Here is a 22,210-nt window from a genome sequence, read left to right as displayed (position 1 = left end):
TTAAATAATCTACTCTACAGAAAACGTTTACATTATGATGAATATAGATTAAAGTTATAGGAGGAAATAGCATGGAAAAGAAATTGCACGCAACAGCTGCTAACGAAACAGATTGGCGCAACAAATTAACCAAAACGAGGATTGGTTCGGTTACGTTACCTGTTTATCTTGTAACAGCTAGCATTATTCTTGTTACGGCTCTATTAGAACAACTACCAGTCAATATGTTAGGTGGTTTTGCCGTAATTTTAACAATGGGTTGGTTACTTGGAACAATTGGTGGAAATATTCCTATTTTGAAACATTTTGGCGGTCCTGCAATTTTATCTTTATTAGTACCATCAATTATGGTCTTTTTCAATTTACTCAACCAAAATGTCTTAGACTCAACAGATATTTTAATGAAACAAGCAAACTTTCTCTATTTCTATATTGCTTGTTTAGTTTGTGGAAGTATCCTTGGAATGAACCGCAAAATTTTAGTCCAAGGTTTAATGCGCATGATTGTCCCGATGGCATTAGGAATGATTTTAGCAATGGGCGTTGGAACCCTTGTTGGAACGCTGTTAGGTCTCGGTTGGAAACATAGCCTTTTCTATATTGTCACCCCTGTTTTAGCTGGTGGAATTGGTGAAGGCATTCTTCCTTTATCCCTTGGTTATGGTGCCATTACTGGATTGCCAAGTGAACAATTAGTGGGGCAATTAATTCCCGCAACCATTATTGGTAATTTTTTTGCTATTATGTGTTCAGGTTTACTTAGTCGTTTAGGAGAAAAACGCCCTGAACTTTCTGGACAAGGTCAGTTGATTAAAATTACCAATTCAGATGATTTAAGTGATGCTTTAGAAGAAGACAAAGCACCAATTGATGTAAAATTAATGGGCGCTGGTGTTTTAATTGCGTGTACCTTATTTATTACAGGCGGTTTATTGCAACACTTAACAGGCTTTCCTGGTCCTGTTTTGATGATTGTTGTCGCAGCCTTTTTAAAATACTTAAACGTAGTACCGAAAGAAACCCAACGCGGATCAAAACAGCTTTATAAATTTATCTCTGGCAATTTTACGTTCCCGTTAATGGTCGGCTTAGGTATGTTATATATTCCTTTAAAAGATGTCGTAGGAATGCTTAGCTGGCAATATTTTGTTGTGGTAATTAGTGTCGTTTTCACTGTTATTGCTACAGGATTTTTCGTTTCACGCTTCATGAATATGAATCCCGTTGAGGCTGCCATTGTCTCCGCTTGCCAGAGTGGTATGGGTGGGACTGGCGATGTGGCTATTTTAAGTACAGCCAATCGAATGAACTTAATGCCGTTTGCACAAGTTGCGACACGTTTAGGCGGTGCCATTACAGTAATAACAATGACTGCTATTTTTAGAATGCTTTTTTAACTATAAGTGAATTATTTAGGAGGAAAATGATATGTCAACAAAAGATGTAAAAGAATTAGCGATTGAGCAAGCAAAAAAATTTGGGGGAAAATTAGAAGTCTGTCCTAAAGTTCCGATTGAAACAAAAGCAGACTTAGGAATTGCCTACACACCAGGTGTTGCGGCTGTTTCTTCTGCCATACATGAAAAAAAAGAACGCGCCTACGAATTAACAACAAAGAAAAACACCGTCGCCGTTATCAGTGATGGTTCAGCAGTTTTAGGTTTAGGTAACATTGGTCCTGAAGCAGCGATGCCTGTCATGGAAGGAAAAGCTGCATTGTTTAAACGCTTTGCTGGTGTGGATTCGATTCCCCTTGTTTTAGATACACAAGATACCGAAGAAATTATTCAAACGGTGAAATTTTTGGCTCCAACCTTTGGGGGGATTAACTTGGAAGATATCAGCGCTCCTCGTTGTTTTGAAATTGAACAGCGTTTAATCGATGAACTAGATATTCCCGTTTTCCATGATGATCAACACGGGACAGCGATTGTTGTTCTAGCGGCTTTGTACAACAGCTTAAAATTAATCAACAAGAAAATAGAGGACATTCATGTGGTAATCAACGGCGGTGGCTCCGCTGGTCTTTCAATCACAAGAAAATTTTTAGCTGCTGGCGTAAAACATATTATCATTGTTGACCGTACAGGGATTCTGAACGAAACAGATACAGCTCTGCCACCACACCACGCAGAAATTGCGAAGCTAACCAATCGGGAACATCGTACCGGTGATTTAGCTACTGCTCTTGAAGGCGCTGATGTCTTTGTTGGTGTTTCGGCACCAGGTGTTTTAAAACCCGAGTGGATTCAACAGATGAATGAGCAGCCAGTTATTTTTGCAATGGCTAACCCAGTTCCTGAAATTTTTCCTGATGAAGCTTTAGCGGCAGGCGCTTATATTGTCGGAACTGGTCGTAGTGACTTTCCGAATCAAATTAATAATGTGTTGGCCTTCCCTGGTATCTTCCGCGGTGCCTTAGATGCTCGTGCGAAAAAGATTACGATTGAAATGCAAATTGCCGCTGCCAAAGGGATTGCAAAATTGATTCCCGATAATGAACTCACGCCGACCAATATTATTCCCGATCCATTCCAAGAAGGAGTCGCAAAAGTCGTCGCCGAAAGCGTCCGTAACGCTGTCAAAGAAACAAATTAAAAAGAGAAAAAAGGAACAACTTAACTCCTCTTGAGTTAAGTTGTTCCTTTTTTTAAATTTGAAACGATAATCTATTATTTAAAACTGATATTAAACTCTTGCATATCTTTTTCAATATAAGCAAGTAATTTTTTATTTTCAAAGAAACGTGTAAAGTAGTACGCAATACGATAATCTTCAACAGCATCTAGTCCTAGCATTTGTTTATTAAACGCTTTTTCGTATAATAAGCAATCTAAAGAGTAAATAGAACTGTGTGTCCGATTAATTTCGATTCCTTTATCACTTAATTCAATACTCTTGGCATAGTCTTTAATTAATGAATAGAATTTTGCGGTATTATAATAAATACGGCATTGCTCTAATGGATAATCTAATTTGAATTCGCTTAGCAATTGTAAAGATTTATCGTAATAAACTTTTGCTTTTTCAATATCATCTTCTAATTCATATAAAATACCGATCGCATTCATACTCAAAATATTATAAATATTAATATCACGACTAATTTCAGAACCACGATGTAAATAGAACAATGCTTCGCTATTATTTTTCTTACCTAATAAACTCGTAATTCCTTTATAATAGAAAAATTTTGTTTCTAAAATTCTGTTTGAACTTTCGATATCATCTGGATAGTCTTTCAACAAATCATAGGCTTCATCGTGCTTAAAGTAAAAGCATAATTCTTCTACTTTATTTAATAAGCTTTCGAGTTTTTTCTCACTAGAACCTTCGATACATTCTTCCACTTGTAAGTCTAAACGTAGACATACAGATGAGAAAATGTCTAAACTGTCACACACATTTTTGTTTTCAATGTTACTAATTGTTGCTTGTGTACAAATTCCTTTTGCCAATTCAGCTTGCGATAATTTTTTCTTTTTACGCGCTGTTTTGATTTTTTCTCCCGCTACTCTCACAGTCAAAACTCCAATCTTTCTATTTTTTTTGTATTAAACATACCATCATTTTACAGATAATGTTATAATGAAGCTATCATAATAAAGGAGGTGAAATATATGTTTGATTTACTTGCTTTATTAACTGGAATTTCAGTTCGTGGCAATGCACCACACCAATAATTACGTGTTTGTTTAACTGAATTTCTGACGGCTCTACCTATGCCAGTAGGTGGAGCCATTTTTTTATTTAATATTATAAAATTAACAGTATTTCTAAAACCTCACACTTAGTATAACACAAATTATAAATTATGCTAGATAGTTACCAAATTAACGTCATTACAAGGATGTTACGTTTTTACAACATCTTGTAAAACTAGATAATGCTGTCCTTCTTTATCCACCACACTCAATGATAGCGATAGTATCTTATGATAGAAACAACATGTACATTATAACAATTATTATTAAGAAAGCTACTTCTCAATAGGAGAAGTAGCGCTTCTCTCGTTACAGTTTTACTCTTCTTCTTCAGCCATGAATGTATTGAAAACTTCTTCAATCATATCCCATTCAGCGTCTGTTTCGATTTGCTGTAAATCGCCTTCTGTACCTTCTGCGTTTTCCACATATGAGTAAGCTTGCAATTCAACATCTTCATCCTCAGGAATTCCTGCTGGATATAATAAAACATAATTTTTACCGAATTCTTCTTGACCGTCAACAGTTAGTAAGATCTCGTATAATGTTTCATTTCCTTGTTCGTCTACTAAAGTAATGTGTTCATGTCCTTCGTGATCATGATCGTGGTTGTGTTCTGTCATTCTTCTTCTCTCCCTTGATGTATTCAAAGCTCGATAATTATCGGCTATGTGCATCTAAATAATTTTGTAGAATCATTACTGCCGCTAGTTTATCAATGACTTTTTTTCTTTTGGCTCTGGAAGCATCTGCTTGCTCCACCAAGAAACGCTCTGCTTGGACAGTTGTTAATCGTTCATCTTGATAGTCAACAGGTAATTGAAATAATTCTTGAATCTTATCACCATATGCCATAGATGCTTCAGCTCTAGGACCGATGGAATTATTCATGTTTTTCGGTAAACCTACGACAAATTTCGTGACTTCGTATTCTTTCACCAATTCACCTAATCGCTCAAAGCCGAAGTTCTCTTCCTCTTCGTTGATGCGAATAATTTCGATGCCTTGCGCTGTCCAACCTAATAAATCACTAACAGCCACACCGACTGTCCGTGAACCTACATCTAGCCCCATGATCCTCATTTGATATCGATTCCGTGGTTCGCTAAGTAATATTTGGTTAATTCTTCCATGATTTCATCACGTTCATGACGACGAATTAAGTTTCGAGCATCTTGATAACGAGGAATGTAAGCCGGGTCCCCAGAAAGTAAATACCCTACTATTTGGTTAATAGGATTGTATCCCTTTTCTTCTAATGCCCGATATACGGTTTCTAACGTTTCACTGATTGCTTTTTTTCGATTATCATCAAAATCAAAGCGTACTGTTTCGTCTGTAAAACCCATTTTACTACACCTCACTTCTACTTTTATACAATTTCATTTTACTAGAAAAGAACCGAAACTACAAACAAAATTTCTTCTCCTTCTCTCTTTTTTGTTATTTCTTAGTCTTTTATTAATAAAGGCTTCGTAAAAAAATGACAGCCATCGATAATTTTAAAATTATAAAAACAAATACACAACTTTATAAAACAAGAATAAAGCTCTGCTAAATCGCCAGAATATCACCTTTCCCTTCAATTCATTTTGCGAAAAAATCGACGTTTTTCTTTTGAAAACTTTTAAATATCTATGATTAAATAATATCAGCCTTTTAATGTTACAATTCGCTAACAATCTGTTTACGATGTAAATTTTCGATTGCAGCTGTTATTTATTTCCTCTTTTTGGTTCGTTTGTAGTACACTAGAAGAAAATACATAAAGTGAGGCTTGCTCAATGACTCCTGCTCATTTGGATTTACTTTTAGAAACCTGTTTGTTAGCTGGTAAAATTATGATAGAAAGCGATGCAGAAATGTACCGTGTTGAAGATACAATGAGCCGAATTGCGCTTGCTTCTGGCAACTATCGAATGGTTAGCTATGTGACACAAACCGGGTTATTTGTTGGCATAGATGGAACCTCCACGATTCGTATGGTTCAAGTAATGAAACGTGGCATTGATTTAGAAAAAATCTCTCGTGTGAATCAGCTGTCTCGTGCTTATGTGGCTGGTGATTTTTCTTTAGAGGAATTACTGAATAAACTAAAAGTGATTGATAGTGAACACCGACATTTTCCAATTAGCGCACGCATTGTTAGTGCGGCCGTTGTCAGCGCTACGATTATGATTCTTTTTGGTGGCGTCTGGTCCGATTTATTCTTGACTTTTCTGATTGGTGGTTGCGGCTATAGTCTTTATTATTTTAGTTTAAAGTTTCTCAAGATTAAATTTTTATCTGAATTTTTAGCTTCGCTGTTCATTGGTGCAGCCGCTATTCTTTCAGTCAAATTGGGACTCGGACAATCACAAGATTTAATCATCATTGGTTGTGTCATGCCTTTAGTGCCTGGTGTGCAAATTACCAATGCTCTTCGCGATTTGCTAGCTGGACACTACTTATCGGGTGTTTCTCGTGGGACTGAAGCATTAATGACTTCAGGAATGATTGGTTTTGGCATTGCTTTTGTCTTTCAACTTTTCTATTAAAAGGAGTGACTCACTTGCTAGGAATCGTTTTGGTACAATTTATCTTTAGTTTTTTAGCTTCTGCGGCGTTTGCGATTATTATTAATGTTCCTCGACGATCACTGGTGGCTTGTGGTCTCACTGGTAGTGTAAGCTGGATGCTTTATTGGGTAATCGTTGAAGTTTTTAGTGGAAATGCGGCATTAGGTTCCCTCATCGGTGCTGTCGGTGTTGCGGCAGTAAGCTACCTATTCTCAAAAATATTGAAAATGCCTGTCACGATTTTTAATATTCCTGGTATTGTTCCATTGGTACCTGGTGGCTTAGCTTATCAAGCTGTTCGGAATATCGTAATTGGCAATTATGAAAAAGGTGCCTATTTTACCGTGCAAGCTGTAATGATTGCTGGGGCAATTGCGTTAGGCTTAGTCGCTTCTGAGGTTTTCAATCAGAATATCCGCAGCTTTCGAGAAAAAAGAGAATCTTTGGGTTTTATTCGTCGTAAGCGCAACAAAATAAAAAAATAGATAGCAAAAAAGTTGGTTGCTTCCATTTGATAAGGAAGCAACCAACTTTTTTTAAAAGGAACGATAGACATATTGATTTTTTGGTGCTTGATCTGCTTTGACTTTCTCCACTTGCACAGTTGGTATTTGTCGTTTAAATGGTGGATAATAGGACAACTCAACGGTTCCGGTAATCGTTACCCAATCATTGTTTTGAAATTGAGTATGTTCAGGAAAATGAACCAACAAGCCAAAAACGCCAGAATCAGCAACACAATGAATAATCCCAAAACGGAAGACAAACTGGTCAACACTTTCTTCTCGTTTTGAATTATAGACAAAGCCTTTATAAGAAATCCTTTTTCCTGCAAACTGACTTGGATAATTATAGATTAGTTCCATAATTTCCAAATAGTTTTCATCCGTAATTGAAATCACAGATTGGCCATCATATTGTTTCATGGCTTTTGCCATCTGTTTGTCATAATCCGTCTTATTGAAATACATACTTGTATCAGGTTTCAAATATTGCGTTTGCATATCAGGATCCCCTACTGATTCTTTACTTACTGGAAAGTTAAATCCTTTTGCTTCAACGATTGTTGTGTCTAAACTAACTGTCGGAAATAATAAGCCAACAATCAACGGTAAAGAAAGTAGTAAATAGGCAAGCCCTCTTTGGCTGGGTTTTTCCAAATTATGCTGATGGCCATGATGTTCATGTCCCCCATGTTGGTGCATGTCTTCATGTTTTTTTTGCATTGATGGATCTGCTTGGTTCCACAAAATCAATTGGACAATCGCCATAATAAAAGCTAAAACCATTGATAAAACAGCTAAGTAATTATAATGAATATTGATATATTGGTTCAGTTCACCTGAAATTTGAAGATACATCATCAACCCCATATATCCAATTAAAATAATAAATCGTATCATCGATTGTAGGCCTCCTTTCTAAACTACTGCCGCATAAATAGTTACGACAAGCGCCACTATCAAAACAAATTGTACAATGAATGACATTTTAAAATAACGTTTCATCATCAATAAATTTTTAATATCTACCATTGGACCAAAAACCAAGAAGGCGACAATTGGTCCTGTTCCAAACAAACTCAAAAGAGAAGAACCAATAAATGCATCTGCTTCTGAACAAAGTGATAGAGTGGCAGCGATGACTAGCATGACTAGAATCGCTAAAATCTTTGAATGGCCCAATTGCATAAGCGCACCAGTTGGAATATAGGTTTGCATGATTGCTGCTAACAAAGAACCAAAAATTAAATACCGACCCGTATCAAAAAATTCATCAATACTATGGGTTAACGCTGACCAGCCGTTTTTCCAAAATGAACGAACTTCATCAACGTGTTCATGCGTATGAGCAACCTGCTCTTCTTTAATCTGCGCCAACTCTTTTTCTGTTAAAATTGATTCTTTTCGAAAATAAGCTAACCAAATGCCGATAACCCACGCGACAATCATACTGCCTAAAACTCGCCAAATCACAAATTTTGTTGCGCCACTAAAGGCTACGTATGTTGAGAATAGCACAATTGGATTAATGATTGGTGCCGTTAACATAAAAGCAAAAGCGGTATGTGTTGGTACATCTTTTTTAACAAATTGATGCACAATGGGTACGATCCCACATTCACAAGAAGGGAAGAAAAACCCTAGGAAACTCCCTACACAAATTGATAAAAATTTATTTTTAGGTAACACTTTTTTTACTCGTTCTGGTGTTAAAAAAACATGTAAAGCGCCTGAAATCAAGCAACCTAACATGACAAAAGGCAATGCTTCGATAATAATCGAAAGAAAAATAGTGCTCATCTGTAAAACAGAGTTTGGTAAAAATTGAAACATTATAGACCTCCCACTAGTAAAAATCTAGTTAACTATACTCCTAACACCAGACAAACACAAGTATTTGTCAAAAAATTAACTAAGAGTTTAAAAGTATTATCACCGATGTCTCTGTCAAACCAGCTGGATAAAAGAACAAAAAATGAGCATGGGACAAAAATCACTTTGGATTTTTGCTCCACGCTCAAAAACTGATAAACCACCATTATTCTAAATTTGAAATAACTCTGAGGCTGAATCGGGGTCTGTATCATATACCTTAAATGCTTCACCGACGCCTAAATCCTTTTGCTTCAAAGTAGACTCCATTGCCATTCGCGCATGAAGTTTCGTATTATTTTCTTTGCTAAGATGACCTAAATAAATGCGTTTTGTTTTATCACCTAACACATCCGCCATCACAAGAGCACCATCATCATTGGATAAATGGCCTTTATCTCCTAAAATCCGTTGTTTAAGACTCCATGGATAAGGTCCTGCTCGCAAAATTTCAATTTCATGATTGCTTTCGACTAAATAAGCATCTGCATTTTCAATCGTACCACGAATATGATCGCTACAATAACCTGTATCCGTTAGAACAACAAAGGAACGATTATTGCGATGAAAACGATAAAATTGAGGCGCAATCGCATCATGTGAGACACCAAAACTTTCAATGTCCATATCTCCCAAGGTCAAAACTTTGCCCATTTCAAAAATATGTTTTTGAGCGACATCGACTTTGCCAATCATGGGATCCATCGCTTGCCACGTTTTTTCATTGGCATAGACATCTAACTTATATTTTCGCGCTAACACGCCAACGCCATGAATGTGATCCCGATGTTCATGTGTAACTAAAATCGCATCTAAATCCTCTGGTTTGCGATTGACTTCTGCTAACAGTGAAGTGATCTTTTTGCCACTTAAACCCGCATCTACTAATACTTTCTTTTGGTTGGTTTCAATAAAAAGGGAATTGCCTGTACTGCCACTGGCAAGAACACTGATATTAAAAGCAAACTCTGAATCCATTTAAAACTCTTCCCTTCTACATTACAACATTAACGTGTTTCATTATACAACGGACCTTAATGTTTTTCCACCTTTGGCACAGTATTATTTGTGATGATGGTATTACTTACGGCATTCACCTGTTCAATTTCAACTGAATCTTCACCAGTAGAAATTCCTACAAACCAGACTGGAACGTATACATTTTTCTCACGAATTTTATAAATTCTTGAATAGGCCAATTTAATGAATGTTATTTTGGAATTACTAGGAATGCGGTTATTCATATAGAGCGTGTCTATCGCATCACGATTGGAATATAAATCCGTTTTGTCTCGTAATTCTTCAATATTTTCAATGTGCGTTTGCGAATATTTACTAATTTTCCATAATTCACCTGACGTATCTGCTAAAATACTTAATTTTGCCGTGTCATCTCTAAAGGGAATTCCTTTATACGATTGTGCAGCCACAATTTCTGCCGTCGGCTCTTTTAAATGAGAAAATTCTGGTAAGTATTGATATTCGTCTCCGAATAATAAAGCATTTTTTTCATTTAAAAAAGTACTTAAATCTTTATCAATTTTCTTAGGATCAATAAAATAGTTTTTACTAGGCACACTCGTTAAAGTATTATCCGCAATTTGCAGCCCATTTCTCAAAAAGTTTTTATTCTTTTCACGTTGGATTTTTAAAGCAGCAGAAAAATTGGTTTGTTCGCCACTTAAATAATAGCCTTCCAATCGTTCTGAAGAAAGTGTCCCTTTATACGAGATGTTATCTTTTTCCAACCGACTTTCAATCGATTCTGTTTGGCTGGAAGAAGAGACGTTGCTCTCTTCTTGTTGACCTTCCCGATAAATTCCAAATAAAAAGATATTTAATCCTAAAAACGCTAAGAAGAAAATCCACTCAATTCGTTTAAAATCCATTAGCCCACCTCCAAGCTTGGTAATTGTTTTACCAAGTCCGTTGCAGTGTACCAATTGTTGTTATAAAGGACATACCATTCCGGACTTAAATCAACGACTTGTTTGACTTCTTCAATTGTCTGCCACGTATAACCAATAACAGCCGATTGGATTTTTTCCTTTTTAGCACCAGCCGTTTCTAAACGCTTAATCAATTTTTCCGTGCTTTCCAGCGTCACTTCTTCTTCTGAAGGAATCGGCACTTGGATCGTATTCACACTTGTGTTAATGGTTACGCTTGGCGCAGCACTATCGTTGTTCGTGATGCGAATATCCACTTGGCCTTTTAAATCATTACTAAACACTGGGAAGCCTTCCACAAAAGTCCGATAATTGACACTATCTTTCGTTCGATCAAAGTAACGTAAATTCCCCATATTGGTTCCTAAACGTTTTACATAAGAAAAGCTTTGATTATAGATTGAATCCCGTTTATTCTCTTCTGGCAAGGTCCCTTTAAAATCGATTTTTCCCAGTTTTTCTTCTGCAAACAATCGTTCCTCTTTACTCGTGTAGGTTAAGTCTTGACTGTCTTCATTGGTTTGGATATCTTCCGTTTCATTGAAAAAAGCATTCCTAAAACGAGTAACTGGTTGCGAAGCTAAGATATAACTGTACTTTTTCAACTTCATATCATTGGTTAAATAACATTGCCCTTGTTTGGTTAGCGTATTTTCGGAAACATCTTGATATTGCAATCCCTCTTTATCGATAATTCCCATTAAGCGCGCCTTATTGACAGTCATGGGCGCTTCATAGACGTTGGCTTGGTCATAATCTAAAAAACGTATCTTATTTTCGTTAAAATCCAATTGAATTTTCGTAAAATACTGGTCCGTCAACTCATTAAAGTTAGTAAAATTAATGGATAGATTATAAATCGAAGCATAGTCCGAGATTAAAAAGGGACCTTGATAAAGAAGTTCAATGCCTTGTTCCATTTGGTTGTAGCGCTTAAGTTGCTCTGCATTTTTTGTCACAACTTGTGTCAATTTACCAAAAGTAGCCATTTTAATATCATTTTGAACATTACTAATTAATGTTTCACGATTACTTTGCATCGCTTTTCCATCAGTTATTCGAATCAATTGCAAAGGTAAATAGACATCGCCAATGGCTTTTTCATTGACAGCTGTTGTGACTTGGCTTCCCGACTTCATTTCTGGTATTTTTTTGGCAGAATTCAGCCAGATATTGACTGAAAAATATATACTTAAAATGACCATTAAAATCAAGCCAATTCTTGTAATCCATTCTGATAATTTCATCATTCCCACCAATCCTCTTCATAAGGTTCATATGGTAGTGAAATATAGAAAGTCGATCCTTCACCTTCTGTACTTTCCACCCAAATACTCCCGTTATGGGCCCGAATTACTTCTTTAGAAATTGCTAAACCTAAACCAGTCCCACCTTGTGCTCGCGCACGTGCTTTATCCACACGATAAAAACGCTCGAAGACTTTCCCGAGATCTTTTTTAGGGATGCCCAAACCTTGGTCCGAGATACTAAAGACGACATTATTATGTGTTTCAACTAGTCGGCAGGTAATGACGCCGCCATCTGGCGAATACTTAATCGCATTGTTCAAAATGTTGTCTAAAACCTGAATTACTTTGTCTGTATCTAACTCTACCCATAAATCGCGTTTAGTAAATTCACGGCGAATTTTGTAATTTTTTTGCTCATTTTCAATCATCATATCAAAGCGATCCAAGACAAAATTAATCAATTCGTTAAAATTCACATACTCTAATTGAAGATGTGTATTCCCAGAGTCCATCCGAGATAAATTCAACAAATCATTAATCATACGAATCATCCGGTCGGTTTCTTCTAACGTAACTTTTAAGAAATTCGGCGCAATCTCAGGGTTTTCCCAAGCTCCTTCACTCAAAGCCTCTATATAACTACGCATACTTGTCAAAGGCGTTCGCAACTCATGAGAAACATTGGAAACAAATTCCCGTCTTTCCCGTTCGTTTTTTTCCTGTTCTGTAACGTCATGAAGTACGCAAACTAAGCCAGTAATAAATCCTGATTCCCGACGAATCATCGTAAAGTCTACCCGGATAATCATTTGGTCTTCTTCACGATCAGACGTTGAGCGATCAATCAGCAGTTCATCTGGCTCTTCTAACAGCTTCCGCAATGTGTAATCTTCTTCAATATCTAACAACTCTAATAACGAGGTCCCAATCACATTTTCATTTTTTACATTTAATAATGAAAGGGCCATTTCATTAATCGTAATTACCTTTCCGCGGCGATCCGTCGCAATGACACCATCTGTCATATGCGTTAAGACACTATCTAAACGATTTCTTTCTGCTTCCATTGTTTCTTGTGCTTCTTCAATCCGTTCTGATAATTGATTAAATGTTTCTGCTAATTGGCCTAATTCATCTTTTCCATGGACTTCTACTTTTCCAGCGTAATCACCACGAGCGATTCGAATGGCTTGCTCGCGCATTTCCCCAATCGGCTTCGTGATTGATCGTGCAATCAGTAAGGTCACAATAATCGAGATTGCTGCGGCAATAATAGAAGCAGTGAAAAAGATACTTGCTGTGTTGGTAATTTCTTGGTATTTATTTTCTAAATTACTTTTCACATAAAGGACACCAATCACTGTTTCTCCAGTAGGCGATTGAATCGGCTGGACATTCACATACACGCGTTTATCATTATCTAAAGCTTGATATTTTTTACTCGTAAAGTCATTTAAATCACGATAATCATTCTTTTTCCCAATAATGTTTTGTTGATTTAAATCATTGGTTGCCCGAATAATCCCTTTATCATCGACAATTCTCGCTTCAGAAATGTCTGCATTTGAAAAATCAGATAACGCTTTTTTTAAATTTGCATCAACGTCACTACGTTCGAGATCTTTGTTGCTCATCTGCGTACTTAACGTATTTGACAATTGGACAACCTGAGAATCCATATTTTTCTTAAAATCGGAAATTGTAGTGGCTTCCAATTCACGAATGAAATAGCCACCAATGATTTGAATCGCAATCAGTAACAGCAGAATAAATGATAAAGCAATCTTAAAATTAACAGATTGAAAAAAGTGAACTTTTTTCTTCATACCTGATTACTCCTGTTCAGGATTTCTTAGATAATAACCAACCCCACGACGAGTAACTAAATATGTTGGATGACTTGGACTATCTTCAATTTTTTCTCTTAAACGACGTACGGTTACGTCCACTGTCCGCACATCACCAAAATAATCATAACCCCAAACGGTTTGTAATAAATGTTCACGAGTCATGACTTGTCCGATATGTTTTGCTAAGTAATAAAGTAACTCAAATTCACGGTGGGTTAATTCAATTTTTTCACCCCGTTTTGAGACCATGTATGCATCAGGATGAATGGTTAAATCACCAATCGTTAATTCAGATTGCGTTGTCACCTCGGCTTCTTTCGCATTGGTTGCACCTCGCCGTAAATTGGCTTTTACACGAGCAACTAATTCACGATTTGAAAATGGTTTCGTCACATAGTCATCGGCTCCTAATTCTAATCCTAAAACCTTATCGATTTCAGAATCTTTGGCAGTCACCATAATGATTGGCATATCATGTGTTTTGCGCACTTCTCGCGCGACTTCTAAGCCATCCATTTTAGGGAGCATTAAGTCTAAAATAATTAAGTCTGGTTCCACTTCTTCCACTTTTTCAAGTGCTTCTTCTCCATCGTAAGCAGTAAATACTTCATATCCTTCTTTAACCAAATTATATTTAACGATCTCTGAAATTGGCTTCTCGTCATCAACTACTAAAATTTTCTTCACAAAGAGACACCTCTTTTTCCTTCTAATCTTATTTGATACTTTCCTATTATACCTTATTTTGATGATGTTTTCATCTTTGGTTAAAAATGCGCCTTTAGGTTCTCCTAGTATAACAAAAAAAGAATCTCTGACAACAATTGACGCTTGTTATCAAAGATTCTTCTTTCGCTAATCTATTCTTCCGTATCTAAGACGAATTTTGCTACAAGAGCGGCTAATAATCCACCAACTAATGGCGCAACGATAAAAATCCACAACTCAGATAACGCTGAACCACCCGCAAAAACGGCTGGCGCGATGCTACGAGCTGGGTTGACAGAAGTTCCTGTCAAAGGAATACCGACTAAGTGAATCATTGTTAGTGTTAACCCAATTACGATTCCTGCTAATGAAGCATTGCCTTTCTTAGCACTTGTAACTGTCATGACAACTAAAACAAAAATAAATGTTAAAATAATTTCGACTGTCAATGCACCAGCAACACTTAATTCCCCTACGCCATTTTGACCTAAGTTCTCAATACTTTTACCAGCACCTTTTAGAATGCTTAATAATGCAAATGAGGCAATCAAGCCACCAACAATTTGTCCCACTACATAGTAGATTAATTCCATTGTTGTCATTCGTTTATTAAGCCACATTCCTAGAGAAACAGCTGGATTTAGATGTGCACCTGAAATTGTGCCAATACTATAGGCAGCAGCAACGATTGTTAACCCAAATGCTAAGGCAATCCCCGTTGTTCCAATCCCTTCCATACCATTTCCTAGAACGGCTGTTCCTGTCCCAAAAAAGACAAGAATAAATGTTCCTAAACATTCTGCTATTGCTTTTTTCACAAAAAATTCCCCCTTTGTAGACAAATTGTAACACATTCGTGAAATTTTCAATATAATTTTCGTTGTTTTTTCAGTAAAATGATATTTCTATGAAAAAGAGAAATCTTAAATGAAAAATCCCCTCAAAAAAATTTGAGGGGATTTTTCATTTAATTAATCATTTAATAACTGTATGCCAACACCTAAAAGTCCTGGCCCTGTATGAACAACTAATGCCGGACTAATCGTTCCAAAGTAAATTTCTTCTGCTTGTGGAAAAGCCGCTTTCAAGCGTTCCATCATTGCTTTTGCTTCTTCCTCTGCCGCACCGTGAGCAACTGCCAAACGAAAACGGGGCGCTTCACCTATAAAGTTCGTCACCAACTCAAACGTTTTATCAAGACTTTTTTTACGGCCGCGAGACTTAGCCACCGTATAATAAATGCCTTCTTCATTACAAGAAATAATAGGGTTTAATTTTAGCGCATTGCCTAAAATAGAAGTAACTAAACCAATCCGTCCACCTTTTTGTAGATATTCTAAAGTGGCTACATTAAAAAATACTTTTGCGTTGGCTACTTCTTCTGTTAATTTTTGTTGTAATTCTTGCCATCCTAATCCTGTTTCAATTAATTCTGCTGCTCGTATCGCCTGAATGCCAGCCCCGATACCAATGTTCTTTGTATCTAAAACAAATACATCTAGTCCTTCGGTTTGTTCTCCAAGCAAGCGAACCACATTATAGGTTCCACTTAAACCACTAGAAATGGTCACCGCTAAGACTTTTTCGTAACCCGCTTCTTTAATTTTGTCAAAAATAGCTTGGATTGTCGCACCATCTGGTAATGAAGTACTAGGGATTTCTTTCTCTAAACGTTGATACACTTCTTCTGGTGTAATATCTACCTTATCTGTATAGGTTTTTTCAGGATAAATAATCTGTAAAGGCAAGACATACATGCCGTATTGTTTGACTAATGCTTCTGGAACATCTGTCCCAGAATCAACCAGTAGTGCGATCTTTTCTTTATTCATGTGTCATCTCATCCATTTCTTTTAAGTATTCTTGTTCCAATTCAATCACTTTTTCACTAAACATTTTAGTAGCAAAAGACATTGTCGCTGCTTTTACAGCCAAATATTCAATCCCCATAGGTTCTTGTGATTTGGCCTGAACTTCTTTTTCTTGCGCTTGAGCAGCAATCACATAAATCGCTCGTTCCTGTTCTTGACAAAATAAATTGTACGCTTCACGAATACCAACCGTGGCTCCTTGGAATAAAATGCCTTGCTTAATTTCTGGCAATGTTAACACTTGTTTCAACAACGTAATCGCAATTAAAAACGCTAAATGCTTTTGATTGTAGCGCTTTTTCACTGGGGCCGGGATTAACCCGTGTTTGACATAATTATTAACCATTGAGGACGTTAACAAAGTATGTTTTTCCAGTGTAATCAATGGGGATAAGTATTTTTCTATCAGAGTAATCACTTGATCCATATATAATTCAATGTCTGGTAACTCATGCCATCTTGGCAAATGAACGTTTTCCAATTGTTGGCCCCAATTTTGTAGTGATTTTTCTATCTCGTCCATAAAAACCCTCCTAACCATTTCTAAAAAAGAATATCATACTTTTGACAATTATTCAATCTAGTTTTTAAAACTAGATTGAATAAAAAAGAAAAGCGAGCAATTTTGGAATTGTTCACTTTTCTCTTTTTATTTTTTTAAAGAACGTTTTCCGATTAAAATACCTATCAAAAACAGGCCTTCTAATAAAACAAAAAACAAGATAAAACAATGCATAAAGTAGGCTTCAGGTAAGGCATTGATAATCGGATCAGTCAGCGGATTAAATAACCAAGCATCGTTGTTAAAAAATAATCCATGAAACGCAATAAAAAATTGATCAAAGCCAATCAGCATGAAAAAGCCAAAAAGCACAGGCAAAAACATTCCCCACTGAAATGGCCGTATCAATGTCCATAAACGCTGATTTTTTACCAAATATTTTAAATAAAGGACACTAGGCAACAACGTAACTAGTAATACGCCGTAGCACAATAAAAACAATTTTTTCACTTCATAAAAATGAAAAGCCGCGCTATCAGACATTGGGAAATCAGGAAATACTAATGTTTTTTCAAAAGGATTGTTTAAGTACATCATTAAATGATCGTAATTTTTAATCAAGGTCACACGATCAACCTCTACGTCTTTTAAAATATTTAAGTGTTGGATATCAAAAAGATACAATGGACGAAAATTAATCGTGATCGTGATACTTAAAGCCACAATCGTTAAAAACAAACAAATGAGTCCAAGTGTTTCCCTTAAACGCAATTTCGACCTCATCATACTCAAAAAGTCCATTCATCTAAGGAATCAACAACATAGGTTGGTGGCGTTGGTAAAGTTGGAACAGCTGACTTAGGGGTAAAACCTGATGTAACTAACAAGCTATCAATACCATTTTGAATCCCTGATTGAATATCGGTTTCATAATTATCTCCAACCATAATCACTTGCTCTTTTTCCACGCCTAAATGCGCAATCGCTCGTTCCATGATAATCGCTTTTGGTTTGCCAATATAAACTGGTTTTGTTTGAGTAGCTGTCTCCACAAACGTCACAACTGAACCTGCACCAGGTAATAAGCCTCTTTCTGTCGGAATGTTCTTATCTGGATTGGTCCCAATAAACAACGCCCCTTTTTGAATGGCTAAGGTAGCTAAAACCACTTTTTCGTAAGATAATTCTGTATCAAGTCCCACGACAACATAATCAGGGTTTGTTTCATCCCATTCAAAACCTGCTTCTAAAATTAAGTCAATTAAACCAGCCTCGCCGATGACAAAGACTTTCTTGCCCCGATTGGCTTCTTTCATGTAATCAATCGTCGCTAAAGTCGCTGTATAAACAAGGGATGCTGGGACATGAATATCAAATTCATTTGCTAAACGTTGTGCCACTGTTTCAGGAGATTTAGTGGTATTATTCGTTACAAATAAAAAAGGCAAATCTTTTTTCTGTAACTGCTCGACAAAACGTTTTCCGGCTGGAATTGGTTCTTTTCCTAAATAAATCGTTCCATCTAAATCAATTAAATATCCTTGATAGTCTTTTTTCACTCTGTTTACTCCTCACGTTGACGAATCGTAAAGCCTTTGCCAGATTTTTTGGGACTAGGCTGTTTGGGTGTAGTCGTTTTTTTATTTTCTTCTTTTCGCGTACGAATCACTGGCTTGCTATTTTTATTAGCGGGCGCACTCTTTTCCTCGACAAACGCGTTAGAACGATTATTTTTTTTATGGCGACGACGACGATGCGTTGTTTTTTCTTTACGTTCCCCTGTTCGTTCAATTACAAAATAGGCACAGCCAAAATTACAATATTCATACAAATAGTCTTCTAGTGTATCAATGCGTTGATCCGGCGCTGCCCGACGATTAGAAGTATCAAAAAAGCCACGCAAGCGTAACTGTTCATAGCCCCAGTCTCCTACAATATAATCATAACGCGCTAATACTTCACTAAACCGTTCACCTAAGCGTTCAGGATCAAAGGCATCACGATGATTTTTAACAATTCGGTACTCTCTTTCACCAATTTGAATATCTGTTTCATTCACAATGGTGACAATTTCCCCTTTTTTCTTTTCTTTTACAGGTTCTTCTTTTATTTCTTCAAGAACTGCTGTTAGTTCTTCTGTAAAGGTTGCAGCAGTTTCTGTTTCTTTTTTTTCGGTTGTCTTTTTGTCTGTCATTTTTTCACCACCTAGTTTTTATTATACCTTGTTTTTATTTGATTGGATAGTGGGCATGCAGATAGTTCGCCACGACAGTTCTTAAAACGTCTGGAAATAAAAATTCGACTTCTCCAACTAACTCAATCGTTGGGAAAAACGGAACAAATTGAAAGTGATCCACTGTTGTCAGCGTATACTTCTGCTCTGGCTGAATAGGTTTCCCTTGCCAAAAAACGGTCTGGCTATTTCGCTCAAAACGAATCCCATCATAACATAATTCGCCAAAAATTTTCCCGCGGAAGCCCATCCCGCGAATCGGAAATTTCCGCAGAAATTGACGACTTTTTTCCATTTCACGAATCAAACGGCTCATGTCTGACCCTTTCAAGGTAACCTTGATTAAATGCATTGGATGAGGCAAAGCCTCATGTAATTGGTCTGCATTGATTATTCCTTCTGGTAAATCTGCTAAAAATAACCCGTTGTTTAACACAGCCGCTTCGGTCTGCCCCGCTTCTTTTAACGCCTTCAAGGCAACAGTTATAAAGGCATGCGGTTGCCGTAAGTCCGTTGACAAGGTTTCAGGGATTTGTGCAATTTGCTGCGCTTGCAATAGTCGATGACCTTCCGTTAAGTAACCCGCAATTTCCTTGGCATCAGTTGCTTGCTCTTCTAAACTTGCTGTTTCAATCGTTTTTGCATAACTTGTGACTTGCTTCGTGTCGGCATCCACAAACAGATGCACTTCACCAATATACTGTCCATATTTGCCAGCAGCTGCTAGTTGCACATGATTAATTTTTTCACCATCTTTAAATAAATGATGTGTATGGGAACCTAAAATCACTTGAATTTCAGGATAATTCGCCGCAATCATAAAATCAGTATCTATCCCCAAGTGACTAAGCAAAATGAGAACATCACATTGAGGCGCAACTTCTGTAATCAGTTGAGGAAGGACTGCTTCCACTTGTTTGATTGTCCAGCCATTGGGATTATACGTTAAAGGAAATGGTGCGGTTAAGCCAATAAACCCTAACTTTGTGCCTTCTTTAGTTGTCATAATTTTATATGCTTGACAAAAATCTGGTAACGTTTGGGTTTTTGGATCTTCTAAATTAGCTAAGACCACTTCAAATGTTGCCTGATCATATAAATGCTCTAATTGTTTCTTTGAATTGCCGATTCCTTCATTATTTCCAATTGTAACCAGATCATACGCTAATGTATTCATTATAGCTACATTTGCTCGACCATCTGTTGCTTCGGTCAAAGGATGACACCGATCTGAAAAGTCACCTAAATCAATGGTTACGACTGTTTTGCCCTCTTTTTGGTACAGCGAACGTTTGGCTTTAACCAGACGCCGTATTTTGGGCCAATTTTCAAAGTGAGAATGAAGATCATTGGTATGGAACAACACAATCTCTTCCACTAAAATCGCCTCCTTTATTCAGCGCTCTGATTAATAGTACCATATTTATAGAAGAAAGTTACAAAAAAGAACAGATGACTTTAGAAGAATTTCTCCTAAAATCACCTGCTTTGATCAGGACGAACTATGCGTTATTTTTGGGACGCTTGCGTTGCGTCGCTTCCATGATAACTGGTAAGATCACAGGACGACGTTTGGTTTGTTCAAATAAATAACGGCTTAAGTTTTCGCGGATTTCTTGTTTCAGTTTGCTCCATTCAAAATCGTCACTTTCTAAATGCTTTTCAACAATTTCTGTGACAATATTGCTACTTTCTTTCATTAGGTCTTTACTTGTTTTAACGTAAACAAAACCTCTAGAAGTAATTTTAGCTGGTGAAACAATTCGTTTTTCTCGGCGATTAATTGTCACAACAGCCACAAAAATACCATCTTCGGAAAGAATACGACGATCTCGTAAAACGATATTACCAATATCGCCGACACCAATTCCGTCAATCATAATATTTTCGGCCGTTGTGCTGCCAGCTACCGACATTCTACCTTTTGTATACTCTAGAATGTCCCCACGACCTGTAATAAAGATATCTTTATAAGGCATGCCAATTTCGTGTGCTAAGTCCGCATGCGCAGCTAACTGGCGGTATTCACCTTGGACAGGAATGAAATATTTTGGTTTCATTAAGTTCAACATCAATTGCAAGTCATTCGGATTAGCGTGACCAGACACACGTAAATTGTCGGAAATTTGCTTCACCGTAGCACCGGCCCGATAGACAATATCCTCTGTTTTGGCAACCGTTGTTTCCATGGCCGTTGTCGGCGTTGTCGTAATATAAACTAAATCGCCTTCTTCAATTCGAACGACACCATGTGTATTATTAGCCATTTTTTGAAGTGACTTAATAGGTTCTCCCATCCGGCCTGTTTCTAAAATTAATAACTGTTCGGGTGCATATTTTTTCATTTCTTTTGGTTTCACTAATAGATCTTCACTTGGCAATTGTAATTTTTCCAATTTCATCGCCGTCCGAATAATCCGTTCAAAATCTTGGCCTGTCAAAACGACTTTACGACCAGAACGATCCGCTGCATTCAATACTTGTTGGACCCGTTGCAAATTACTTGCCACACATGCCACGATGATTCGTCCTTCCCAATAGCGAATCGTGTCGAACACTTCATCAGCGATTTGGGCTTCTGAAGCAACTTGGACTGGGTTTTCAGCATTTGATGAATCACTAAGTAGCGCCAAGACGCCTTCTTTCCCAATTTCAGCCAAGCGGCCATAATCGGTTTGATACATCTCAATCGCACTTTGATCAAATTTAAAATCACCAGTATAAACAATGTTGCCTTCTTTTGTTTTGATGCTAACACCAATCGAATCTGGAATGGTGTGCGTTGTTTTAAAGAAGCTCACCGTTGCTTGACCAAAATCAATTTCTGTATGCGGGTCAATCACATGGAAATCTTTAAATTTCTTCGTTTCCGCATGACTGTTGACACTTAGTTTTGCTAATTCAATCGTTAATTCTGTCCCAAAAACAGGCACTTGAATTTTTGAAAGCAAATACGGTAAGGCCCCAATTGCATCTGCATGGCCATGTGTTAAAAAGATCCCTGCAATTCGTTCACTATTTTCTTCTAAATACGTAAAATCCGGAATGACAACGTCAATTCCTAAAAGTTCGTTCTCTGGATATTGTAATCCACAATCCAGTACAAAAATTTCATCTTCCACTTCAGCAACGTACATATTTTTTCCATTTTCACGAACGCCGCCTAATGGAACGATTTTTATTGTACTCACTCTTTTCACCTCTCTATGA

At 36.9% G+C, this 22,210-nt stretch carries 23 protein-coding genes; 4 read left to right on the top strand and 19 right to left on the bottom strand.

Translation table 11 applies throughout. The annotated features are described in order from the left end of the window. The first annotated feature begins 71 nt into the window (after nucleotides 1–71). Nucleotides 72–1,397, top strand: a complete 1,326-nt coding sequence (locus IGL07_RS05640; protein ID WP_010712318.1) for a 2-hydroxycarboxylate transporter family protein — start codon at nucleotides 72–74, stop codon at nucleotides 1,395–1,397. Nucleotides 1,398–1,428: 31 nt separating this feature from the next. After that, entirely contained in the window at nucleotides 1,429–2,598 is a 1,170-nt protein-coding gene (locus IGL07_RS05635; RefSeq protein WP_010817194.1) for an NAD(P)-dependent malic enzyme, read from the top strand. 74 nt (nucleotides 2,599–2,672) lie between these two features. On the opposite strand, the gene IGL07_RS05630 is transcribed toward IGL07_RS05635, so the two are convergent. The 4 genes from IGL07_RS05630 to ireB all read right to left on the bottom strand — a co-directional run bounded on the left by IGL07_RS05630 (nucleotide 2,673) and on the right by ireB (nucleotide 5,053). After that, nucleotides 2,673–3,521 (bottom strand): helix-turn-helix domain-containing protein, encoded by an 849-nt coding sequence (locus tag IGL07_RS05630; protein ID WP_002382173.1) that lies wholly within the window; start codon nucleotides 3,519–3,521, stop codon nucleotides 2,673–2,675. 500 nt (nucleotides 3,522–4,021) lie between these two features. Further along, nucleotides 4,022–4,327 carry a DUF1292 domain-containing protein gene (locus IGL07_RS05625; protein ID WP_002357933.1) on the bottom strand — a complete coding sequence of 102 codons (306 nt, stop codon included), beginning with the start codon at nucleotides 4,325–4,327 and terminating at the stop codon, nucleotides 4,022–4,024. Nucleotides 4,328–4,364: 37 nt separating this feature from the next. Beyond that, nucleotides 4,365–4,787, bottom strand: a complete 423-nt coding sequence (ruvX, locus tag IGL07_RS05620) for a Holliday junction resolvase RuvX (protein ID WP_002357936.1) — start codon at nucleotides 4,785–4,787, stop codon at nucleotides 4,365–4,367. Beyond that, nucleotides 4,784–5,053, bottom strand: a complete 270-nt coding sequence (gene ireB, locus IGL07_RS05615) for a regulatory phosphoprotein IreB (protein WP_002357937.1) — start codon at nucleotides 5,051–5,053, stop codon at nucleotides 4,784–4,786. Before ireB ends, ruvX begins: the two co-directional genes overlap by 4 nt. A 435-nt stretch (nucleotides 5,054–5,488) precedes the next feature. On the opposite strand from ireB, the gene IGL07_RS05610 reads away from it, so the two are divergent. Then, a complete protein-coding gene (locus IGL07_RS05610; RefSeq protein WP_002357938.1) occupies nucleotides 5,489–6,241 on the top strand; it encodes a threonine/serine exporter family protein in 753 nt (250 codons plus the stop codon). A 5-nt stretch (nucleotides 6,242–6,246) separates the two neighbouring features. Continuing rightward, the gene (locus IGL07_RS05605) at nucleotides 6,247–6,747 is read left to right on the top strand and encodes a threonine/serine exporter family protein (protein WP_029659058.1); all 501 of its coding nucleotides are present in this window, start codon (nucleotides 6,247–6,249) and stop codon (nucleotides 6,745–6,747) included. A 51-nt stretch (nucleotides 6,748–6,798) separates the two neighbouring features. Here the strand turns inward: IGL07_RS05605 and IGL07_RS05600 are convergent, their stop codons facing one another. From IGL07_RS05600 to IGL07_RS05530, 15 genes are all read right to left on the bottom strand, one after another. Further along, a complete protein-coding gene (locus tag IGL07_RS05600; protein ID WP_002357940.1) occupies nucleotides 6,799–7,665 on the bottom strand; it encodes a TIGR03943 family putative permease subunit in 867 nt (288 codons plus the stop codon). An 18-nt stretch (nucleotides 7,666–7,683) separates the two neighbouring features. Continuing rightward, nucleotides 7,684–8,598 (bottom strand): permease, encoded by a 915-nt coding sequence (locus IGL07_RS05595; protein ID WP_002379342.1) that lies wholly within the window; start codon nucleotides 8,596–8,598, stop codon nucleotides 7,684–7,686. A gap of 210 nt (nucleotides 8,599–8,808) precedes the next feature. Next, entirely contained in the window at nucleotides 8,809–9,615 is an 807-nt protein-coding gene (locus IGL07_RS05590) for an MBL fold metallo-hydrolase (RefSeq protein WP_002357943.1), read from the bottom strand. Between the two features lie 56 nt (nucleotides 9,616–9,671). Next, on the bottom strand, nucleotides 9,672–10,526 hold the full coding sequence (locus IGL07_RS05585) for a two-component system regulatory protein YycI (RefSeq protein WP_002365516.1): 855 nt from the start codon (nucleotides 10,524–10,526) through the stop codon (nucleotides 9,672–9,674). Next, on the bottom strand, nucleotides 10,526–11,836 hold the full coding sequence (locus IGL07_RS05580) for a YycH family regulatory protein (protein ID WP_104879671.1): 1,311 nt from the start codon (nucleotides 11,834–11,836) through the stop codon (nucleotides 10,526–10,528). Before IGL07_RS05580 ends, IGL07_RS05585 begins: the two co-directional genes overlap by 1 nt. Beyond that, a complete protein-coding gene (gene walK, locus IGL07_RS05575; RefSeq protein ID WP_002357946.1) occupies nucleotides 11,833–13,662 on the bottom strand; it encodes a cell wall metabolism sensor histidine kinase WalK in 1,830 nt (609 codons plus the stop codon). Before walK ends, IGL07_RS05580 begins: the two co-directional genes overlap by 4 nt. Nucleotides 13,663–13,668: 6 nt before the next feature. Next, the gene (gene yycF / locus IGL07_RS05570) at nucleotides 13,669–14,373 is read right to left on the bottom strand and encodes a response regulator YycF (RefSeq protein WP_002357947.1); all 705 of its coding nucleotides are present in this window, start codon (nucleotides 14,371–14,373) and stop codon (nucleotides 13,669–13,671) included. A gap of 173 nt (nucleotides 14,374–14,546) precedes the next feature. Then, on the bottom strand, nucleotides 14,547–15,248 hold the full coding sequence (locus tag IGL07_RS05565; protein WP_029659057.1) for an MIP/aquaporin family protein: 702 nt from the start codon (nucleotides 15,246–15,248) through the stop codon (nucleotides 14,547–14,549). Between the two features lie 117 nt (nucleotides 15,249–15,365). Beyond that, on the bottom strand, nucleotides 15,366–16,226 hold the full coding sequence (locus IGL07_RS05560; protein WP_002357950.1) for a DegV family protein: 861 nt from the start codon (nucleotides 16,224–16,226) through the stop codon (nucleotides 15,366–15,368). Continuing rightward, nucleotides 16,219–16,788: a DUF1836 domain-containing protein gene (locus IGL07_RS05555; protein WP_002357951.1), complete on the bottom strand. Its 570-nt coding sequence runs from the start codon at nucleotides 16,786–16,788 to the stop codon at nucleotides 16,219–16,221. Before IGL07_RS05555 ends, IGL07_RS05560 begins: the two co-directional genes overlap by 8 nt. Nucleotides 16,789–16,914: 126 nt before the next feature. Further along, nucleotides 16,915–17,568 (bottom strand): TIGR01906 family membrane protein, encoded by a 654-nt coding sequence (locus tag IGL07_RS05550; protein ID WP_002382167.1) that lies wholly within the window; start codon nucleotides 17,566–17,568, stop codon nucleotides 16,915–16,917. Beyond that, nucleotides 17,556–18,326, bottom strand: coding sequence for a TIGR01457 family HAD-type hydrolase (locus IGL07_RS05545; RefSeq protein WP_010817192.1), 771 nt, complete (start codon nucleotides 18,324–18,326; stop codon nucleotides 17,556–17,558). The genes IGL07_RS05550 and IGL07_RS05545 overlap by 13 nt, the downstream gene beginning before the upstream one ends. Before the next feature lie 5 nt (nucleotides 18,327–18,331). Beyond that, nucleotides 18,332–18,961, bottom strand: coding sequence for a YutD family protein (locus IGL07_RS05540; RefSeq protein WP_002357954.1), 630 nt, complete (start codon nucleotides 18,959–18,961; stop codon nucleotides 18,332–18,334). 34 nt (nucleotides 18,962–18,995) lie between these two features. Next, complete coding sequence (locus tag IGL07_RS05535; RefSeq protein ID WP_002357955.1) at nucleotides 18,996–20,378, bottom strand: bifunctional metallophosphatase/5'-nucleotidase; 1,383 nt, start codon at nucleotides 20,376–20,378, stop codon at nucleotides 18,996–18,998. A 124-nt stretch (nucleotides 20,379–20,502) separates the two neighbouring features. Further along, complete coding sequence (locus tag IGL07_RS05530; protein ID WP_010712311.1) at nucleotides 20,503–22,191, bottom strand: ribonuclease J; 1,689 nt, start codon at nucleotides 22,189–22,191, stop codon at nucleotides 20,503–20,505. Nucleotides 22,192–22,210 lie beyond the last annotated feature (19 nt).

Source organism: Enterococcus sp. DIV1368f (assembly GCF_051712245.1).
Lineage (GTDB): Bacteria > Bacillota > Bacilli > Lactobacillales > Enterococcaceae > Enterococcus > Enterococcus faecalis.
Note: the sequence above shows the minus strand (reverse complement) of the source record. Positions and strands in the feature narration are given on the sequence as shown.